Origin of the sequence: Ruminococcus gauvreauii, from assembly GCF_025151995.1 — a bacterium.
GTDB lineage: Bacteria > Bacillota > Clostridia > Lachnospirales > Lachnospiraceae > Ruminococcus_G > Ruminococcus_G gauvreauii.
On the sequence record NZ_CP102290.1, the window covers coordinates 2,776,946 to 2,795,773 of the forward strand.

Here is an 18,828-nt window from a genome sequence, read left to right on the forward strand (position 1 = left end):
CGAAAAAAATTATAATAAATCTATGCGAGAGGACACGTAAAAGGTAGTTGGCAATGATATGTGGATCGCTGAAGTTTAAGAGAATAAGGAGGATTTAGGATGAAGATTGGTTTCAATGAAGCAACAGCTTTGAAGTGTGAAGGTCAATCTTTGATGGCAGACCTGGAGATGTGTGAGAAATACGGGTTCGATTATTTTGAAATCCGCTATGACTGCATCGCAAAATACATTCAGGAAGGCCATACACTGGAAGAGCTGGGGGAATGGTTTAAGAACCATAACATCAAACCATGGGCTTACAATACGCTGGAATTCTTTAACCAGCTGGATCCATTCCAGACTCTGGCCATGGACTGGCACCTTGACTGGATCAAGGAAGTATGTGACGCGATCGGAATGAAGATGCTGATCGCCGTTCCGTCTTTCAACGTGGGACTGGACAAGAGCGTCAATGATATTAAGAAAGAGGCAGCGGCAAGACTGCGCTACATCGCTGAGAAAATGGGGCCGGATATCCGCGTATCTTTAGAGTTCTGCGGCGTGCCGACATGCTCTGTCAATCAGTTCCAGACAGCATACGATGTGGTGGAGGAAGTGGGTCTTCCCAATGTAGGCGTTACGCTGGATACTTTCCATTTCCATGAGATGGGATCCAGCCTGGAAGCACTGAGAAAGGCCGATCCGAACAAGATCTTCGTATATCACCTGAATGACTGTGAAGACCTGCCGATCGGATCCTGCGGCGATGACAAACGTCTGTGGCCGGGTGAGGGTGTTGTGGACCATGCAGGGATCGCAGCAGCTTTGAATGAGATCGGATTCGACGGTGTATGCACAATCGAAGAATTCCGTCCGGAATACTACGCAATGCCTCATGAAGAGAACATCAGGAAAGCGGCAGAAGTGACAAAGGAATTTGTCGCAAAGTATTATAATAAATAAGGAATGGAAAAGGAGAAAAGGATAAGATGTTAGATAAGAATAAAGTTTCATTAGGAATTGCACCGATTGGTTGGACTAACGATGATATGCCGGATTTAGGAGCAGAGAATACGTTCCAGCAGTGTGTCAGTGAAATGGCGCTGGCAGGATTCACGGGATGTGAAATCGGTAACAAATACCCGACAGATCCGGACGAGCTGAACAAAGCTCTGAAATTAAGAGGAATGACCATCTGTAATTCCTGGTTCTCTTCTTTCCTTGTAACAAAACCATACGAAGAAGTTGAAAAAGAATTTGTTGAGAAACTTGACTTCTTAAAAGCAGTAGGTTCTAAGGTAATCGGCGTTTCCGAGCAGAGCTACAGCATCCAGGGAATGATGGACCAGCCTGTATGGGAAGGCAAACATGTGATGAACGATGATGAGTGGAAACTGCTCGTTGACGGTCTGAACAAACTGGGCAAGATCGCAAGAGAAAAAGATATGTATCTGACTTTCCACCATCATATGGGAACTGTTGTACAGACAGAAGAGGAAATCGATCGTTTCATGGACAGCGTTGATCCGGAATATGTATTTCTTCTGTTTGACAGCGGACATTGTACATTTGCAGGCATTGACCCTGTAAAAGTTCTCGGAAAATATATCGACAGAACCAGACACATCCATCTGAAAGACGTTCGTAAAGAGATGGCAGAAAAATCCAAGGCAGAGCGCTGGAGCTTCCTGAAAGGTGTTCGTAACGGCGTATTTACCGTACCTGGAGACGGAGATGTTGACTTTGCACCGCTGTTTGATATCATCGAGAAATCAAACTACGAAGGATACGTACTCGTAGAAGCAGAACAGGATCCGGCTGTTGCCAATCCGCTGGAATATGCGATCAAAGCAAGAAAATATATTGCTGAGAAAACAGGCTTATAAAATTCTTATTTTTGAGATATGATACATAGTAACACCGCTGCAGGACCGCTGAGAGATCGGCTGTCTGCAGCGGTGTTTTTCATCGCATAAGAAACTTCGTTCCCTGCACCATAAAGCCTCCCCAGGAAAAAGATAGATGGATATGTAAAATGCACTTGACATTTAATGTAAAGCGTACTATACTAAAAATGTAAAACAAACTATACATGGAGGTGGAGAGTTGCAGAACCGGATTCAGGATTTGCGCAAGGAACGAAGGATCACCCAGAATGAACTGGCTGACGCAGTGGATGTTACGAGACAGACGATCATATCTCTGGAGAGCGGCAGGTACAAAGCCTCGCTCGTGCTGGCGCATAAGATTGCACAGTATTTTGATATGAAGATTGAGGACATTTTTATATTTGATTTGGAGGAGGAGAATTTATGAGCTGTTTAATAGAAGAAATATTGGAAAGGCTGTCACCGGAGGATCGTTCTTATGCAAATGTAGTCCGCCGGAATCAGAAGATATGTGCGCTTATCATGGTATTTGGCGTCATGTTGATCGTGTTTGGGATATTGATCGGTGAGCGCATGACAGGCAGGCATATACCCGATTTTGTAAGCGGTGTCTATGTCGGACTTGGAGCGGCGCTGATTGCCGGCTCTGCAGTCAAACTGCTGCATGGAAGAAAATTGCTGCGTGATGAGAAAGCACTGCAAGATGAACGCAGGAAAAACCGTGATGAGAGAAGTTCGATGATTGCGCAAAAAGCAATGCAGTATGCGGGATTCACAGTATTGCTGCTGGCACTCCCGGCGATGCTGATCGGAAGTCTCTTTAGCATTGTCGTATTCTGGTGCTTCTGGGCGGTCATTATCATACTTTCTGCGATGTATGTTGGCTTTTATGCTTATTTTAATAAAAAGCTTTAAAATCAGGAATCCCCGGCCAAAAGTAAAGACCGGGGATTTATTTTTATGTTTTGCTGACAGGTATTGGAAAGTAAAGGGAAAAGGAGTAAAATAAAGGAAAATAGATATGAGGAGGGAACACATGTTAAAACGTATGGGAACAGCAGCGCTGACGGCAGCGCTGGTCTTCAGCATGACGGTATCTGCTCTTGCAGAAGGGATGAATCCTGATGGGCAAGGAGCAGTGCTGACGGGGGAAGCCGAGCAGGAGGAGATGCCGGATACCGGAATGGAGGATACAGAGCTGGAGGTGCCGGGGCAGGAGGATACAGACGATAAGGTGACAATTCCGCCCGAAGAGGAGACTGTAGAAGCGGGAGTCGAAGAAATAACCGGAGAACCGCTTCCGGAAGAGGATGCGGATTTTGATGAACCGGAAGAGACTCTGCCGGAGGTTCTGCCGCAGGCGGAGGAGCTTCCGGAAGCCGTATCTGAAGGCGTACAGCCAAGGGCGGCTGCCAGTGCGAAGAAGGGCTGGGCAAGCGCAAACGGAAAAATCTATTATTATAAAAACGGAAAAAAAGTAACAGGGTGGCAGACGATTGGCGGACAGATTTTCTATTTTATTCGAGGCGGAACGAGTGAGATGCAGGGAAAGATGCTGTTGGGCTGGCAGACGATAAGCGGGAATACTTATTATTTTCAGCAGCAGGGAGCATACGGAAGAAAAGGAAGGATGCTGACCGGTTTTCAGAATATTTCCGGAAAACGTTTCTACTTTCAGCGTGCCGGTGTCTACGGAAGAAAAGGAAGAGTGCTGTTGGGCTGGCAGACGATTGGTTCGAAGAAGTATTATTTCCAGAAGGCCGGAAGCAAAGGATCAAAAGGAGCGATGGTCAGGGGCGTTCAAACCATCGGAGGAGCCAAATACAGGTTTGCGAGTGACGGGCACCTGATCGGGAAGGCCGGCGTGCTGGGAAATACCGCTTCCAATATGCTCTGGGGCGGAACGGCCTGCTACAGCGGCGGCTGGGTGTATTACGGATGGCGTGAAGGTATTTACCGAGTAAGGCAGGATGGCAGCGATAAAAAGGCACTGAAAACCGTGAAGAACCGCAATGGATTTTCGAATTTAAACATCTGTAATGGGAAACTTTATATGGTATACGACAAAGCATACGGAACCGGTGGATCAAGTCGTTACATATGCAGTATGAATCTGGACGGCAGCGGATTCAGAGAGATTACGCGTGGCGGAGAACTGGCATCGGCTGACGGGTGGCTGTATTTTACAACGTATAAGGCGGACAACTATGGTTTTGACCTGCAGCCGACCGGTATCTATAAAATGAAATTGGACGGAAGTTCCCGTAAAAAAATCTGTACTGCCGAAGCTAACACGTGGGTCCGTGATATTACGACGGACGGTCAGTATGTATTTTATCACAAGGGAGGATATTCCAGGTATACACTCTGCCGCGTGAGCGTGGATGGGGGTGCGGTGAAGACGATTGCAGGGGCGCAGCTGCTGGCACTTGACAAAGGAAAAATTTATTATTATAACAGGAGCCATGGGTCGGTATGCAGCAGGACCACGCTCTTTGGCAGCTTCAGTACATTATTCTATGTGAGCGGGAATGAACAGATAAAAGGTGCAAACGCAGATGCAAATTACCTGTATGCGGGTGTCTATGCAGATGGAATTTACCGGTACAGCCTGAAGAGCCGTACCCTGCAGAGGATCCGCAACTACCGTAATTACGGCGGTGAATTCTACAATGCAGGAAACGTATTCCTGATGGATGAGAATATCCCGTATAACGGAAGTCAGTCATATAACTTTGAGCTGTGTCTGATTGACAAAAATGGAAAATGGATCAAAAGCCTTCATAAATTTTTTAGATCCTGATACAAAAATTCCCCGCAGAGGATATCATCCGCTGCGGGGAATTTTTGTGTTTTATAATCATTAACTGTATGATGTTATTTTTCTTCGGTCTCAGCCATCTTCATCGCACGGACTTTCAGCGGAAGGCCGAACAGTGTGATGAATCCGGAAGCGTCGTTATGGTCATACAGATCGCCGGTGGTGAAGGAAGCCAGTGACTCGTTGTACAGGCTGTACGGGGAGGTGGTTCCTGCTTTGATGATGTTGCCTTTGTACAGTTTGAATTTCACTTCACCGGTCACGTATTTCTGAGTGGATTCTACAAACGCCTGGATTGCTTCGCGCAGCGGTGTGAACCACTTTCCTTCATATACGATCTGTGCAAACTGGCTGCCCAGCTTTTTCTTTGTCTCGAGTGTTTCGCGGTCCAGAATCAGTTCTTCCAGCTGATCATGAGCCTCCATCAGGATGGTTCCGCCGGGAGTCTCATAGACACCGCGGGATTTCATGCCGACAACACGGTTTTCAACGATATCGACGATGCCGATGCCGTGCTTACCGCCGAGTGCGTTAAGCTCCGTGATAATCTCAGATACTTTCATGTCTTTGCCGTTCAGTGTCTTCGGAACGCCCGCCTCAAAAGTCATGGTCACATACTCGCCTTCATCCGGAGCTTTCTCAGGAGTCACGCCGAGTACCAGCATGTGGTCGTAGTTTGGTTCATTTGCCGGATCTTCCAGCTCGAGCCCCTCATGGCTGATATGCCATAAGTTACGGTCACGGCTGTAGCTGCTGTCAGCGGAGAACGGGAGGTCGATGCCGTGCTGGCGGCAGTACTCGATCTCATCCTCACGGGACTGCATGGTCCAGACGTCGGTCATTCTCCATGGAGCGATGATCTTTAAGTCCGGAGCGAGGGCTTTGATTCCGAGTTCAAAGCGGATCTGGTCATTTCCTTTTCCGGTAGCACCGTGGCAGATAGCAGTCGCACCTTCTTTTCTTGCGATCTCAACCAGTCTCTTTGCAATGACCGGACGTGCCATGGATGTGCCGAGCAGATATTTGTGCTCGTATACAGCGCCTGCTTCTACGCAGGGCATGATGAAATCATCACAGAATTCGTCGATAATATTCTCAATATATAACTTGGTAGCGCCGGAAAGCTTTGCTCTTTCTTCCAGGCCGTCAAGTTCGTTCCCCTGTCCGCAGTCGATGCAGCAGCAGATGACGTCATAATCAAAATGTTCTTTTAACCAGGGAATGATTGCCGTTGTATCAAGTCCGCCGGAATATGCCAATACTACTTTTTCTTTCATAATCCTTATCCTCCGTCGTGGTTTTATGCAGGCCGAGTGGGCCGCTGTATGTTCTAGAGCATAATATACATCATTCTCATTGATTATGCAAGAGGAAATCCCTAAATTAAAAAAAATACTTGAATATTATACTATGCGGATGTATAATTATACAAACATGGAGAGCTGCAAAGAATACTTTACGAATTTCCCGATTTGGTATATGATAAAAATAGTGCCCTTTTGGCGAAAAAGATAAAATGCAGTGGAAAAACATAGATTAAAAGGAGACGAAAACAGATGATAAAAGCGGGAATTATCGGTTCTACGGGATATGCAGGATCAGAGCTAGTCAGGCTGCTGCTCGGACATAAAGAAGTGGATATTGCCTGGTATGGTTCCAGAAGTTATATTGATAAGAAATACTGTGAAGTATATCAGAATATGTTTCAGATCGTGGACAATGTGTGCCGCGATGATAATATGAGGGAACTTGCGGAGGAGGCGGATGTTATTTTTACGGCGACACCGCAGGGACTGTGTGCCTCACTGGTCAGTGAAGAAATTCTGTCAAAGACCAAAATCGTGGATCTGAGCGCGGACTTCCGTATAAAAGATGTGCATGTATATGAAGAATGGTATAAGCTGGAACATAAGTCGCCGCAGTTTCTGCCGGAGGCGGTATACGGCCTGTGTGAGATCAATCGTGAAGCCATCAGGAACGCCCGTCTGATCGCGAATCCGGGATGCTATCCGACGTGCAGCACGCTGTCTGTCTACCCGATGATCAAAGAGGGGCTGATTGACTGCAGTACGATCATTATCGATGCCAAATCCGGAACGTCGGGTGCGGGGCGCGGTGCCAAGATGGATAATCTTTACTGTGAGGTAAACGAAAATATCAAAGCATACGGTGTGGCCTCACACAGGCATACACCTGAGATCGAGGAGCAGCTCGGCTATGCTGCAGGCTCAGAAATCCGGATTAACTTTACCCCGCATCTCGTGCCGATGAACCGGGGAATTCTGGTGACAGCGTATGCATCCCTTAAGAGTGCAGTTTCTTATGAAGATGTAAAAGCTGTCTATGATAAATATTACAGCAGCGAACGGTTTGTCAGAGTTCTTGATAGAGATGTATGCCCGCAGACGAAGTGGGTGGAAGGAAGTAATTATGTCGATGTAAATTTTAAAATCGATCCGCGTACCAACCGCATCATCATGATGGGGGCCATGGACAATCTGGTCAAGGGTGCAGCGGGGCAGGCGGTTCAGAATATGAATCTTATGTTTGGGTTTGAGGAGGCAGAAGGCCTGTATCAGGTTCCGATGTTCCCGTAAACGGATAGAAGGAGGAAGTATTATGAAGAAGATGGAGGGCGGCGTCACAGCCGCTAAAGGATTTCAGGCTGCCGGGATTGCTGCCGGCATTAAAAAGGGAAATATAAAAGACATGGCGATGATATACAGTGAAAAGCCGTGTGTGGCTGCCGGGACATTCACTACGAATGTGGTGAAGGCGGCGCCTGTCAAATGGGATCAGAATCAGGTGTATCATAAGCCGTTTGCGCAGGCGGTAATCTGCAACAGCGGTGTGGCTAATGCGTGTACCGGCGAGGAAGGATATGCTTACTGCCGCATGACCGCTGAAATCGCAGCAGGTGTGCTTGGCATTCCTGAGGATTCGGTGCTTGTCGCTTCGACGGGCGTGATCGGGGCACAGCTTCCGATGACGAATCTGGCGCAGGGGATCGAGAAACTGGTCCCGGTGCTTTCGGATTCGCTGGAGGCGGGAACACTGGCGGCTCAGGCGATTATGACGACGGATACTGTCAGGAAAGAAACGGCGGTTACGTTTGAGATCGACGGTATTACGGTGACGGTTGGCGGTATGTGCAAGGGTTCCGGCATGATCCACCCCAATATGTGCACCATGCTCGGGTTTGTGACAACAGATGTGGACATCTCCAAAGAACTGCTGCAGGAGGCGCTTGGCGATGTTGTCTGCGATACCTATAATATGGTCTCCGTTGACGGGGACACATCCACCAATGACACAGTCCTGCTGCTGGCGAACGGGATGGCAGGAAATGCGAAGATCACGGAAAAAAATGCGTCGTACAATGCGTTTAAAGAGGCGTTAAAAGAAGTAAACACAGAACTTGCGAAAGCGATCGCTGCAGACGGAGAGGGTGCGACAGCGCTGTTCGAAGTAAAGGTGATCGGTGCTGAGAGCAAGGAGCAGGCGGTGACGCTCTCGAAGTCGATCGTGACCTCCTCTCTGACAAAGGCGGCCATTTTCGGCCATGATGCCAACTGGGGACGGATTCTGTGCGCGATGGGCTACTCCGGAGCAGCGTTTGATCCGGAGAAGGTGGATCTCTTTTTCGAAAGCAAGGCCGGAAAACTGAAGATCGTTGAAGACGGCATCGCACTTGATTACAGTGAAGAAGAGGCTACAAAAATTTTATCTGAAAAAGAAGTGACAGCGGTTGCCGATGTGAAGATGGGAGATGCATCTGCCACGGCATGGGGCTGCGACCTGACATATGATTATGTAAAAATAAATGCGGATTATCGTTCATAAGCGGAGGTAAGATTATGGTGAATCAGATGTATTTGGATAAGGCGGAGGTGCTGATCGAAGCGCTGCCGTATATTCAGCGTTTTAACCGGAAGATCGTGGTGGTCAAGTACGGCGGCAGTGCAATGGTTGACGACGAGCTTAAGAAGAATGTGATCGAGGACGTTGTACTGCTGAAACTGGTTGGATTTAAACCGATCATCGTGCACGGGGGCGGCAAGGAGATCAGCCGCTGGGTCGGCAAGGTTGGAATGGAACCGCACTTTGTGAACGGGCTGCGGGTGACGGATGCTGACACGATGGAAGTGGCGGAGATGGTTCTCGGCAAAGTCAACAAGGAACTGGTCACGCTTGTGCAGTCTCTCGGCATTAAGGCTGTCGGCATCAGCGGCAAAGACGGCGGACTGCTGAAAGTGGATAAGAAGCTATCAGACGGTGAGGATATCGGGTTCGTCGGCGACATCAGGGAGGTGAACCCAAAGATACTATACGACCTGCTGGAGAAAGATTTTCTTCCGATTGTGTGTCCGGTTGGACTGGATGATCATTTTCAGACATATAATATTAATGCGGATGATGCTGCATGTGCGATCGCTGAGGCTGTTAATGCGGAGAAACTGGCGTTCCTGACGGATATCGAAGGCGTATACCGGGACCCTTCCGATCCGGACAGCCTGATCTCCGAACTGAGGGTAAAAGAGGCAGTTCGGCTGATCGAACATGGGAATGTCGGAGGTGGCATGATTCCAAAGCTCAAAAATTGTATTGATGCGATCAGTGAAGGTGTAAACCGCGTTCATATTCTGGACGGAAGGATACCGCACAGTCTGCTTTTGGAGATTTTTACGAACAAAGGTATCGGGACAGCTATTTTACGGGAAGATGAGGAAAAATTTTATCATGAAGACAACTGAGTTGATGGAGACGTCGGAAGAATATATCCTGCATACATATAACCGGTTTCCAATCGTTCTTGAAAAAGGAGACGGCGTATACCTCTATGATGTGGAAGGAAAGCAGTACCTGGACTTCGCTGCCGGTATTGCAGTGTGCGCCCTCGGTTATAACTATCCGGGATATGCGGACGCACTGAAGGAACAGATCGACAGGCTGATGCACGTGTCTAATCTGTATTACAATCTGCCGATGATGGAGGCGGGGAAAAAAGTGATCGCTGCCAGCGGGATGGATAAAGTATTCTTTACGAACAGCGGAACGGAGGCGATCGAGGGTGCGATCAAAGCGGCCAGGAAATATGCCTTTCAGCGTGACGGACATGCCGGTCATGAGATCATTGCGATGGAGCATTCGTTCCACGGAAGGAGTATCGGCGCACTGTCTGTAACCGGAAATGCACATTACAGGGAGCCGTTTGAACCGCTGATGGGCGGTGTTAAGTTTGCCGTTTATAATAATCTGGACAGTGTAAGAAAACTGATCACAGATAAAACATGTGCGATTATACTGGAGACAGTGCAGGGCGAGGGCGGAATCTATCCCGCAGACCCGGAATTTTTAGAAGGCGTCCGCGAGCTTTGCGATGATCACGATATCGTGATGATACTGGATGAAATACAGTGCGGCATGGGCAGAACCGGTCATTACTTTGCGTGGCAGGGATACGGCGTCAGGCCTGACATCATGACATCCGCCAAAGCGCTCGGCTGCGGAGTACCTGTCGGGGCATTTGTGATGAATGAGAAAGTGGCGGAAGCATCGCTGAAGCCGGGTGACCATGGCACGACGTATGGTGGAAATCCGTTTGTATGCGCTGCTGTTTCCAGGGTTTTTGAACTGTTTGAAGAACATGAGATCATTGAGCATGTACGGGAAATAACCCCATATCTGGAGGAAAAGCTGGATCAGCTGGCGGCAGAGTACGACTGTATAGCCGCACGCCGCGGGAAGGGTCTGATGCAGGGGCTTGTGATCTCCGGGAGACCTGTCGGTGAGGTCGTAAACCGGGCGCTTGAAAACGGGCTGCTCGTGATCTCTGCGGGAAGCGATGTACTGCGTCTCGTTCCGCCGCTGGTTATCACGAGAGAACATGTGGATGAAATGATAGAAAAACTGAAAAAAAGCCTGTCAGCTTAACGCTTGATAGACGGTGCGGGCGATGACGTCCGCTCCGTCCTTGTCTGGATGGACGCCGTCGAGCTGAAAATATTGGGACTGACCGTTCAGTACATCATACAGATCGATAACGGTGAGTCCCCTTTCACGGGCAATTTTATAAATGGAAGTAATTTCCTGCTCCAGGGTCTGCCGGTGCATATCAAAGCGCGGGGAATCTTCCCCCTCGGGTGTGAAAACAGGCGGCGGTGTCATCAGCAGGACCTCTGGCCTGGATGAACAGGAAATGTAGTGATCTGTCAATTCGGCATAGTCGTCCGCAAAGTTGTCGGGACTGGTTCGATTCTTTGACTTTGTGTCATTGGTACCGAGCATCAGAATGACAATATCCGGTTTCCAGGAAGTACTTTTGGCGAAAGATTTTTGCTCCCAGTAGGGTTTGTCGCCGTTTTTTTGTGCAGTGGCAGAATTGACCCCGAAATTTTTCACGGTATATTCCTTCCCCAGAAGACGTCCAAGCTGGAAGGGATAGCACTCAGTGCTGCGGTTCTCCAGATATGCGCCCCAGGTGATGCTGTCACCCACGCAGGCGACGCGTATGGGATGAGTACGGTTTATGGTTTTGTGCAGAATCAGTCCGGCTCCCAGCAGACAGAGACAGGCGGCTGTGAGCAGTGTTCGTTTTTTCATAAGATTTCCTTCTTTTTGTTTTTACAATAACTATAACTTTTTTTTCTGAGATTGGCAAATATAAAGGGGTACCTTGTTATGGCTGCAGGTGAGAAGCAGAGAGATTTTTTATTTGACAATTATAAGGCCATGCTTATCGTGCTGGTGGTCGTAGGGCATTTTATTGAGTTGGCTCCAGATGAAAACGTGATACTTCGAATGTTAAAATGGGCGATATTTTCGTTTCATATGCCAGCGTTTGTCTTTATATCCGGTTATTTTTCGAAAAGAGAGACGAGCGTATGGGAATTGATCCGCAAGCTGGCTGTCCCGTACCTCGTATTTGAGGTGCTTTATTATCTGCTGTATGTGCTGGTGATACACAAAGAGACGGAGCTGTATCTGTTTTATCCGAAATTTTCCCTCTGGTACCTGATGGCGCTGTTCGTATGGAAACTGATTACGCCATGGGTGAGAAAGGTTCCGGGCCATCTCGTAGTCGCGCTCGCATTGGGGCTTTGGGTGGGGTGTTCCGGCATCGACGACAATTTCCTCACGATTCCCCGTATGCTGGTATTCTACCCGTTTTTTCTGTTAGGGGTTCATTTCGAAAGGCGCTGGGTCACGAAGCTTAGAATACATATTTCGGAGAAGACTGCCTATATGATGTTCGTGTTTGTCGGGATGCTCCTGGCGGTGATGGCAGTGGGATACGGGCTTTCCGCGAAAGTGTTTTATGGAAGGTATGATTACAATTATCTTCAGGAGGATACAGCGGAGGGAATCCTGATACGTCTCATCTGTTACGGGATTTCCTTTACTGTGACGATGCTGTTTTTGATCGTACTGCCGGAGACAAAAAGCAGATTTTCAGGTGTCGGCAGCCGAACGATGCCGATCTATCTGTTTCACGGACTTTTTTATTCCTGTATGAAAGCATGGAGTGATCAGCTTCTTGCCATGAACTGGCTGGTGGAGACTGTGCTTCTGGTCGGTCTTTCGCTGGCTGTCGTCGTGTTGCTTTCTGCACCGGTTTTTACGCAATTTATGGACTGGCTGACGCATGTGCCGATCAGACAAAAAAGAGGGAGAATAAAAGAAAAAGCATAAATGTATGAGCCTTCGGATATCCTACATGAAAAAGGAATCCGGAGGTTATTTTTATGTTGGGAATTTTAATCGCTCTGCTGTCGGGGGCGCTGATGAGTGTGCAGGGGGTATTTAATACAGAAGTGACAAAGCAGGCAGGGCTTTGGGTATCGACAGGCTGGGTACAGCTGACTGCGTTTGCCGTCTGTGCGGTTGCATGGTTCTTTACGGGACGCCCGGAAGTAGGAACGCTGTTTGCGGTGGACCATAAGTATACACTTCTGGGCGGAGTGATCGGGGCGTTTATCACCGTAACCGTTATACAGAGCATGGGGGTTCTCGGTCCGGCGCAGGCAGTCATGCTGATTGTCATCTCACAGCTTGCCGTAGCATATCTGATCGAGGTGTTTGGCATGTTCGGAACGGAGCGTCAGCCGTTTGAATGGCAGAAGATCATCGGGGTACTCATTGCCATCGTGGGTATCGTCATTTTTAAATGGGAAAAATGACTTGTAATCACACCTTAAATTCGTTACAATGATTATAGCTGTGCAGAGGCTTTTTCGGGGACTCCACGTGTGAAATGCAGAGGAGGAAAATAATGGAAAAGCTGTGGCAAAAAAGCATAAGAAAAATGGTTCTGTTTCTGATGGGCATGATGATCCTTGGCGGCTGCAGGAAAGAAACAGTTTATGAACTGGATGAAACACCGGAAAAGGAAACTGATTTCGACGGGCCGGCAGCAGAGGAGAGGGAAGATATCTGTATCTATATCTGCGGTGCGGTCGCTGTACCGGGAGTCTATGAACTGGAAGCAGGCAGCAGGGTGATCCATGCGGTGGAAGCTGCGGGAGGTCTGACGGAGGAAGCGTATGCCGGGGCCCTGAATCAGGCAAGGCAGCTGTCTGATGGAGAACAGATTACCGTTCTGACTCTGGCTGAGGCCGAGGCGGCGGTACAGGACGGCGCTGGCGATATGCAGGGGCAGACGGATGGGAAAATCAATATAAATACGGCGGATGCCGCGAAACTGACGGAATTAACGGGAATAGGCGCGGCTAAGGCAGAGGCGATTCTGGCATACCGGGAGGCACATGGCACCTTTCAGGACATTGAGGAACTCAAAAATGTTGACGGGATTGCAGACAAGACGTTTGAAAAGATAAAAGAGAGCATCACGGTGAATTGAGGAGTGAAAAAATATGAGTAAAAAAGTACTGGTCGTGGATGATGAAAAGCTGATCGTAAAAGGCATACGGTTCAGTCTTGAGCAGGACAATATGGAAGTTGAATGCGCTTATGACGGCGAAGAGGCGCTGGAAATGGCGAAGAATAATGAATACGACATTATCTTGCTGGATCTGATGCTTCCCAAGCTCAATGGTCTGGAGGTATGTCAGCAGATCAGGGAATTTTCTCAGGTACCGATCATTATGCTGACGGCGAAGGGCGAGGATATGGATAAAATCCTGGGCCTTGAATACGGTGCAGATGATTATATTACGAAGCCGTTTAATATTCTGGAGGTCAAGGCGAGAATTAAGGCGATCATCAGAAGAACTTCGAAACCGGCAGCTAAAGAAGAAAAAGCAAAAGTGGTGGAGATCAACGGACTGCGACTGGATTGCGAGAGCAGACGCGTGTATATCCAGGGAAAAGAAATTAATCTGACAGCCAAGGAGTTTGATTTGCTGGAGCTTCTGGTATTTAATCCCAACAAGGTTTACGGCAGGGAAAATCTGCTTAAGATCATCTGGGGGTATGAGTATCTGGGAGATGTCAGGACGGTGGACGTACATATCAGACGCCTGCGGGAAAAGATAGAGGCAAATCCGAGCGATCCCAAGTACGTGCATACGAAGTGGGGAGTGGGTTACTATTTCCAGGCTTAGTATAACAAGACATTTCAGGTTTTTTAAAAGTCTGCGCTTCAGGATCATGCTGATCCTGGTCATCATCGGAATTGTGCCGAGTATTGTTGTGGAAAACGGTATTGTGAGCAGTTATGAGGACCGGGCGGTTTCGCTCCGCAACTCGAATGTTAAAAATCAGTGTGATATTCTGTCGAACCTCCTGATATCGGAAAAGTATTTTGAGGATTCCGCTTCCACTTCTGTGGATGGAGAACTGTCGCTGTTTTCCAACATTTACAGCGGCAGGATCCTTGTCATAAATAAAGACTATAAAATCATATTTGACACGTATGATCTGGATAAGGGAAAGGTCATCATCTCGGAGGAGGTTGTCAAGTGTTTTCGCGGCCAGGATACCAGCCAGTATGACAGCAAAAACCGTTTTATAGAGATCGCGGTTCCCATCCAGGAATCCCGCGGTGAGAAGGAGATAAGCGGTGTCATGCTTGTCAGCGTGTCAACGGACGAGATAGCCGTCAGCATCGATATTCTGGAACAGAAAGGCATGCTGCTGCTTCTTGTCATTGCGCTGCTGGTTCTTGTGTTTGGCTATATTCTGTCGGGCATTCTGGTAAAACCGTTTGCTCGCGTCACCAAGGCGATCGAGGATATCACGGACGGATATCTGGACGAAAATATTTCCGTGCCGGATTATACGGAGACGGAACTGATCACCGATGCATTCAATAAGATGCTCAGCAGAGTCAAAACACTGGATGAGTCGAGGCAGGAATTTGTCTCGAATGTTTCTCATGAGCTGAAAACTCCGCTTGCATCGGTTAAAGTGCTGGCGGATTCACTCGTAGGCCAGGAAAATGTGCCGATCGAGATGTATCAGGAATTCATGCAGGATATCACGGAGGAGATCGACCGTGAGAACAAGATTATCACAGACCTTCTCTCGCTGGTCAAGCTGGACAAAAAGGCGGCTGATCTCAATATAGAATCTATCAATATCAATGAGCTGCTGGAACTGATACTGAAGCGGCTGAAGCCGATCGCTGCGAAGCGGAATATTGAATTGATCCTGGACAGCTTTCGGCCGGTAAATGCGGAGGTCGATGAGGTGAAACTGACACTTGCACTTTCTAACCTCGTGGAGAATGCGATCAAATATAATGTGGATGCAGGATGGGTGCGCGTTTCTCTGAATGCGGACCACAAATATTTTTATGTGACGGTGGCGGATTCCGGGGTCGGTATTCCGGAGGACAACCTGGATCATATTTTTGAAAGATTTTACCGTGTCGATAAATCGCATTCCAGAGAGATCGGGGGTACCGGTCTGGGGCTTGCGATCACCAGAAGTGCTGTTCTGATGCATCACGGTGCGGTAAAAGTTTACAGCAAGGAAAACGAGGGAACTACATTTTCTGTAAGGATACCGCTCACATATATTGATTAAACGTCAGTCAGAAGGGAAGTCATGAAAAAGATATTATATGGAATATTCCTGGCAGTATTCTGTCTCGCTGCCGCCGGATGTTCCGGCGGGAAACAGGAAAAAGAAACTGACAGTGAGTATCAGCTGTATTATGTAAGCGAAGAGAAAAGCAGGGTAGTGAATACGGAATGCGTATTGGAAAACACCGGCACAGAGGCCATGGTCACTGAGATGTGTACACAGGTTTTTGAAAAACTCGGGGAGGAAACGGGCACGGACCTTTTGCCGGACGGTGTGAATCTGATCAGCAGGAAGCTGTCTGAGGATGTGCTCTGGCTTAATTTTAATCAGGCGTACAATGGAATCGATAAGACGGAAGAAGTATTAATCCGTGCGAGCCTGGTCAGGACTTTCACTCAGATTCCGGGAGTTACCTGTGTGGGTTTTCAGGTAGAAGGTGAACGTCTGAAGGATTCTTACGGCAAGGATGTGGAGCTTCTGAACGCCGATTCCTTTGTCGAGAATTCCGGCAGTGAGATCAACGCCTATCAGTCTGTTACGATGAAGCTTTACTTTGCGAATGAAAGCGGTGACCGATTGGCGGAAGAAAGCCGCAGCGTGTACTACAGCACCAGTATGCCTCTGGAACGTGTGATCGTAGAGCAGCTGCTGAAAGGTCCGAAGGAGCAGGGACATTTAGCTACAATGCCGCAGGAAACGCGGATCTTGGGAGTAACGGTTGCTGATGGTGTGTGTTATGTAAATCTTAACAAAGCCTATCTGGATATGGCGCCTAATATGCTGGCAGAGATACCGGTGTATTCCATTGTCAATTCACTGACACGCACGGGTAATGTGAAACAGGTCCAGATTTCCATTGGCGGGGAAACCAAGGTGAAGTATCTTGACAGCGTCAGCCTGGATCAATTCTTTGTCCAGGACATGAGCTTTGTGGAGGATGCGGATGAATAGACGTCCATTATGCCTGCTGTGCATCGCGGTTATGGCAGGTATCTGGCTTCTGGAAAGTCTTGGGATCACCCATGCGGGCGGTCCCGGACCGAATGAAGCCGTTGCGGCATTTTCAGAAGAAAATGCCAGGTGCCGGGTAACGGGAAGAATTTTCCGGCAGGAAACAAAAAGTGACAAATCTTATCTCTATCTGAGAGAAACGGAACTGGTCATTCAGACCAGACGTTATTCCATTAGAAATATAAAAATTAAATCAGAGAAAAAAGAGTCAGTTAAGATCGGAAGCATAATCCTCGTAACGGGAGAATTGTACAGCATTCCGTCCCCCACGAATCCGGGGCAGTTTGACCAGGGATTCTATCATACTGTCCAGAAAATCGATGCGCTGATGAGTGCTGAGACGATCGAGGTCCTGGATGGAAACGGATACCCCATACGGAATTTCCTGGCCGGCATCCGAGAGGAAATGTGCGGCTTCCTGCAGCGGGAGGCGCCGCGGGAGGCAGGGGTGCTTGCGGCTATGGTCCTGGGGGATAAAAGCCTGTTGGAAGACATCGACAGGAGTTCCTATCAGATGGGCGGGATGATGCATATACTGGCCATTTCAGGACTGCACCTGACAGTGATGGGAATGGGCATGTTCCGTCTTCTGATGAAGCTTGGATGCGGCTGCAGGATGGCAGGGAGTATTTCTGCGCTCCTGATGGTGGGATACGGTATTTTTACGGGTTCCAGCGTCTCAGCAATGCGGGCGGTTATCATGTTTGCTCTAACTGCAGGAGCCCGACTGACCGGCAGAACGTATGACCTGATGTCTGGTCTGGCGTTCTCGGCGCTTCTGATCCTGGCCGAATATCCGGGATATCTGTGGTACAGCGGTTTTCTGCTGTCTTATGCGGCCGTGCTGGGGATTGGCCTGATACTGCCGGTATTCAGGAGCAGGGAAGGAGCGGGAAGTGCCTTAAAGTCTTTTGGCGCCGTGTGGATCATGACTTTTCCGCTGACGCTGTACTATTTTTATGAACTGCCGGTATTTGCCCCGCTGCTTAATCTTCTGCTGCTTCCGATACTTCCTCTGGTGCTGGGTTCTGGTGCCGCAGGATGTCTTGGCGGTTTGATTTCGCAGGGCGCTGGAAGAATGCTGCTCCTGCCTGGGAAGCTGGCACTCGCAGCGTACGACGCCGTGCTGCAGATCGTGTGCAGAATTCCGTTTGCCACCTGGATTCTGGGAAAACCATCGCAGATTCAGATGACGATTTATTATATAGCCGTGGGAATGTGGATCTGTCTGATGTATGGGAGGCAAAAGAGGCGGGATAAAAGTGTCTGGCAACTGCTGCTGCCTGTGCTGGCCGTGGTCTGCCTGTGTATTCGCATTCCGGGCGGATTGCAGGTGACAATGCTGGATGTCGGTCAGGGGGATTCTTTTGTGTTCGGATTACCGTCGGGAGCGCACTATCTGCTGGACGGGGGGAGCAGCAGCACAGGAAACGTGGGAACCTACCGGATTCTGCCATACCTGAAGAGCAGCGGAATTCAGACGCTCGAGGGGGTGTTTGTAACACACGGTGACGAAGATCACACAAACGGAATACTGGAGATACTGACGGCGATCAGGGAGCACCGCACCTCCCTGCGTGTAAAGAAACTGCTGTTGCCGTACTGGATGAAAACAACCGGAAAAAAAGAGCTGGCAGAGGCGGCAGAGGCGTCGGGGATTCCGGTCATCTATCTGAAAAAGGGGGATCGGATCATAGACGGTGAGGTCTGCATTACGGTGCTCCATCCGCCGCCGCACGAGATTCCGGAGGACGAAAACAGCGGGTCTCTGACCCTGAGAATTGATTTTAAGAGATTCACGGCAGTTTTTACGGGAGATCTTTGCGGGAAAGCGGAGGAACAGGTGGCAGAAGGAGATGTTTCCTGTCAGCTTCTGAAGGTTGCACACCATGGTTCGGTTTCCTCAACGGGAGAAGAATTTCTGAATGCGGCGCTGCCGGGTATCTGCTTTATCTCATGCGGGGCGGACAACAGATATGGACACCCTCATCCGGAGGTGGTAAAGCGTATTGAACGTACGGGGGCCAGGATCTGGCAGACCACGGAAACGGGAGCAGTCATGCTTGAGACAGATGGAAAAGAAAAGCTGAGGCTGACAAGTTTTATGGATAAATCAGGCGTTGACAAAGCGGGATAAAA

Annotated in this window: 18 protein-coding genes; 16 read left to right on the forward strand and 2 right to left on the reverse strand. The window is 48.7% G+C overall.

Annotation, left to right across the window (positions count from 1 at the left end; all coding sequences use genetic code 11):
- Positions 1-99: 99 nt before the first annotated feature.
- From NQ502_RS13310 to NQ502_RS13330, 5 genes are all read left to right on the forward strand, one after another.
- A complete protein-coding gene (locus tag NQ502_RS13310; RefSeq protein WP_028528151.1) occupies positions 100-942 on the forward strand; it encodes a sugar phosphate isomerase/epimerase family protein in 843 nt (280 codons plus the stop codon).
- Positions 943-968: 26 nt separating this feature from the next.
- A complete protein-coding gene (gene iolE / locus NQ502_RS13315) occupies positions 969-1,865 on the forward strand; it encodes a myo-inosose-2 dehydratase (RefSeq protein ID WP_028528152.1) in 897 nt (298 codons plus the stop codon).
- Between the two features lie 220 nt (positions 1,866-2,085).
- On the forward strand, positions 2,086-2,295 hold the full coding sequence (locus NQ502_RS13320) for a helix-turn-helix transcriptional regulator (protein ID WP_028528153.1): 210 nt from the start codon (positions 2,086-2,088) through the stop codon (positions 2,293-2,295).
- Positions 2,292-2,783 carry a hypothetical protein gene (locus NQ502_RS13325; RefSeq protein ID WP_028528154.1) on the forward strand — a complete coding sequence of 164 codons (492 nt, stop codon included), beginning with the start codon at positions 2,292-2,294 and terminating at the stop codon, positions 2,781-2,783. Before NQ502_RS13320 ends, NQ502_RS13325 begins: the two co-directional genes overlap by 4 nt.
- A 121-nt stretch (positions 2,784-2,904) precedes the next feature.
- Positions 2,905-4,671: a DUF5050 domain-containing protein gene (locus tag NQ502_RS13330; RefSeq protein ID WP_028528155.1), complete on the forward strand. Its 1,767-nt coding sequence runs from the start codon at positions 2,905-2,907 to the stop codon at positions 4,669-4,671.
- 74 nt (positions 4,672-4,745) lie between these two features.
- Here NQ502_RS13330 and NQ502_RS13335 read toward each other — a convergent pair whose 3' ends face one another.
- Positions 4,746-5,966, reverse strand: a complete 1,221-nt coding sequence (locus NQ502_RS13335) for an argininosuccinate synthase (RefSeq protein WP_187374517.1) — start codon at positions 5,964-5,966, stop codon at positions 4,746-4,748.
- A gap of 279 nt (positions 5,967-6,245) precedes the next feature.
- Between NQ502_RS13335 and argC the strand changes: the two genes are divergently transcribed.
- Genes argC through NQ502_RS13355 form a run of 4 tightly spaced genes read left to right on the forward strand, consistent with a single transcriptional unit; the run spans position 6,246 to position 10,623 of the window.
- Entirely contained in the window at positions 6,246-7,286 is a 1,041-nt protein-coding gene (gene argC / locus NQ502_RS13340; protein ID WP_028528157.1) for an N-acetyl-gamma-glutamyl-phosphate reductase, read from the forward strand.
- Positions 7,287-7,308: 22 nt separating this feature from the next.
- Positions 7,309-8,532 carry a bifunctional glutamate N-acetyltransferase/amino-acid acetyltransferase ArgJ gene (gene argJ, locus NQ502_RS13345; RefSeq protein ID WP_028528158.1) on the forward strand — a complete coding sequence of 408 codons (1,224 nt, stop codon included), beginning with the start codon at positions 7,309-7,311 and terminating at the stop codon, positions 8,530-8,532.
- A 14-nt stretch (positions 8,533-8,546) separates the two neighbouring features.
- On the forward strand, positions 8,547-9,443 hold the full coding sequence (argB, locus tag NQ502_RS13350) for an acetylglutamate kinase (protein ID WP_028528159.1): 897 nt from the start codon (positions 8,547-8,549) through the stop codon (positions 9,441-9,443).
- Positions 9,430-10,623, forward strand: a complete 1,194-nt coding sequence (locus tag NQ502_RS13355) for an aspartate aminotransferase family protein (protein WP_028528160.1) — start codon at positions 9,430-9,432, stop codon at positions 10,621-10,623. The genes argB and NQ502_RS13355 overlap by 14 nt, the downstream gene beginning before the upstream one ends.
- Here NQ502_RS13355 and NQ502_RS13360 read toward each other — a convergent pair.
- Entirely contained in the window at positions 10,615-11,292 is a 678-nt protein-coding gene (locus NQ502_RS13360) for a GDSL-type esterase/lipase family protein (RefSeq protein ID WP_049898081.1), read from the reverse strand. The genes NQ502_RS13355 and NQ502_RS13360 overlap by 9 nt on opposite strands.
- Before the next feature lie 78 nt (positions 11,293-11,370).
- On the opposite strand from NQ502_RS13360, the gene NQ502_RS13365 reads away from it, so the two are divergent.
- The 7 genes from NQ502_RS13365 to NQ502_RS13395 all read left to right on the forward strand — a co-directional run bounded on the left by NQ502_RS13365 (position 11,371) and on the right by NQ502_RS13395 (position 18,826).
- Entirely contained in the window at positions 11,371-12,381 is a 1,011-nt protein-coding gene (locus tag NQ502_RS13365; RefSeq protein WP_028528161.1) for an acyltransferase family protein, read from the forward strand.
- 53 nt (positions 12,382-12,434) lie between these two features.
- Complete coding sequence (locus NQ502_RS13370; RefSeq protein WP_028528162.1) at positions 12,435-12,869, forward strand: DMT family transporter; 435 nt, start codon at positions 12,435-12,437, stop codon at positions 12,867-12,869.
- Positions 12,870-12,961: 92 nt separating this feature from the next.
- Positions 12,962-13,549 (forward strand): ComEA family DNA-binding protein, encoded by a 588-nt coding sequence (locus NQ502_RS13375; RefSeq protein ID WP_028528163.1) that lies wholly within the window; start codon positions 12,962-12,964, stop codon positions 13,547-13,549.
- Between the two features lie 13 nt (positions 13,550-13,562).
- A complete protein-coding gene (locus NQ502_RS13380; protein WP_028528164.1) occupies positions 13,563-14,252 on the forward strand; it encodes a response regulator transcription factor in 690 nt (229 codons plus the stop codon).
- Between the two features lie 46 nt (positions 14,253-14,298).
- Positions 14,299-15,678 (forward strand): sensor histidine kinase, encoded by a 1,380-nt coding sequence (locus tag NQ502_RS13385; protein ID WP_044983131.1) that lies wholly within the window; start codon positions 14,299-14,301, stop codon positions 15,676-15,678.
- Between the two features lie 21 nt (positions 15,679-15,699).
- Positions 15,700-16,629 (forward strand): GerMN domain-containing protein, encoded by a 930-nt coding sequence (locus tag NQ502_RS13390; protein ID WP_028528166.1) that lies wholly within the window; start codon positions 15,700-15,702, stop codon positions 16,627-16,629.
- Positions 16,622-18,826, forward strand: coding sequence for a DNA internalization-related competence protein ComEC/Rec2 (locus NQ502_RS13395; protein ID WP_028528167.1), 2,205 nt, complete (start codon positions 16,622-16,624; stop codon positions 18,824-18,826). The genes NQ502_RS13390 and NQ502_RS13395 overlap by 8 nt, the downstream gene beginning before the upstream one ends.
- Positions 18,827-18,828: the final 2 nt, after the last annotated feature.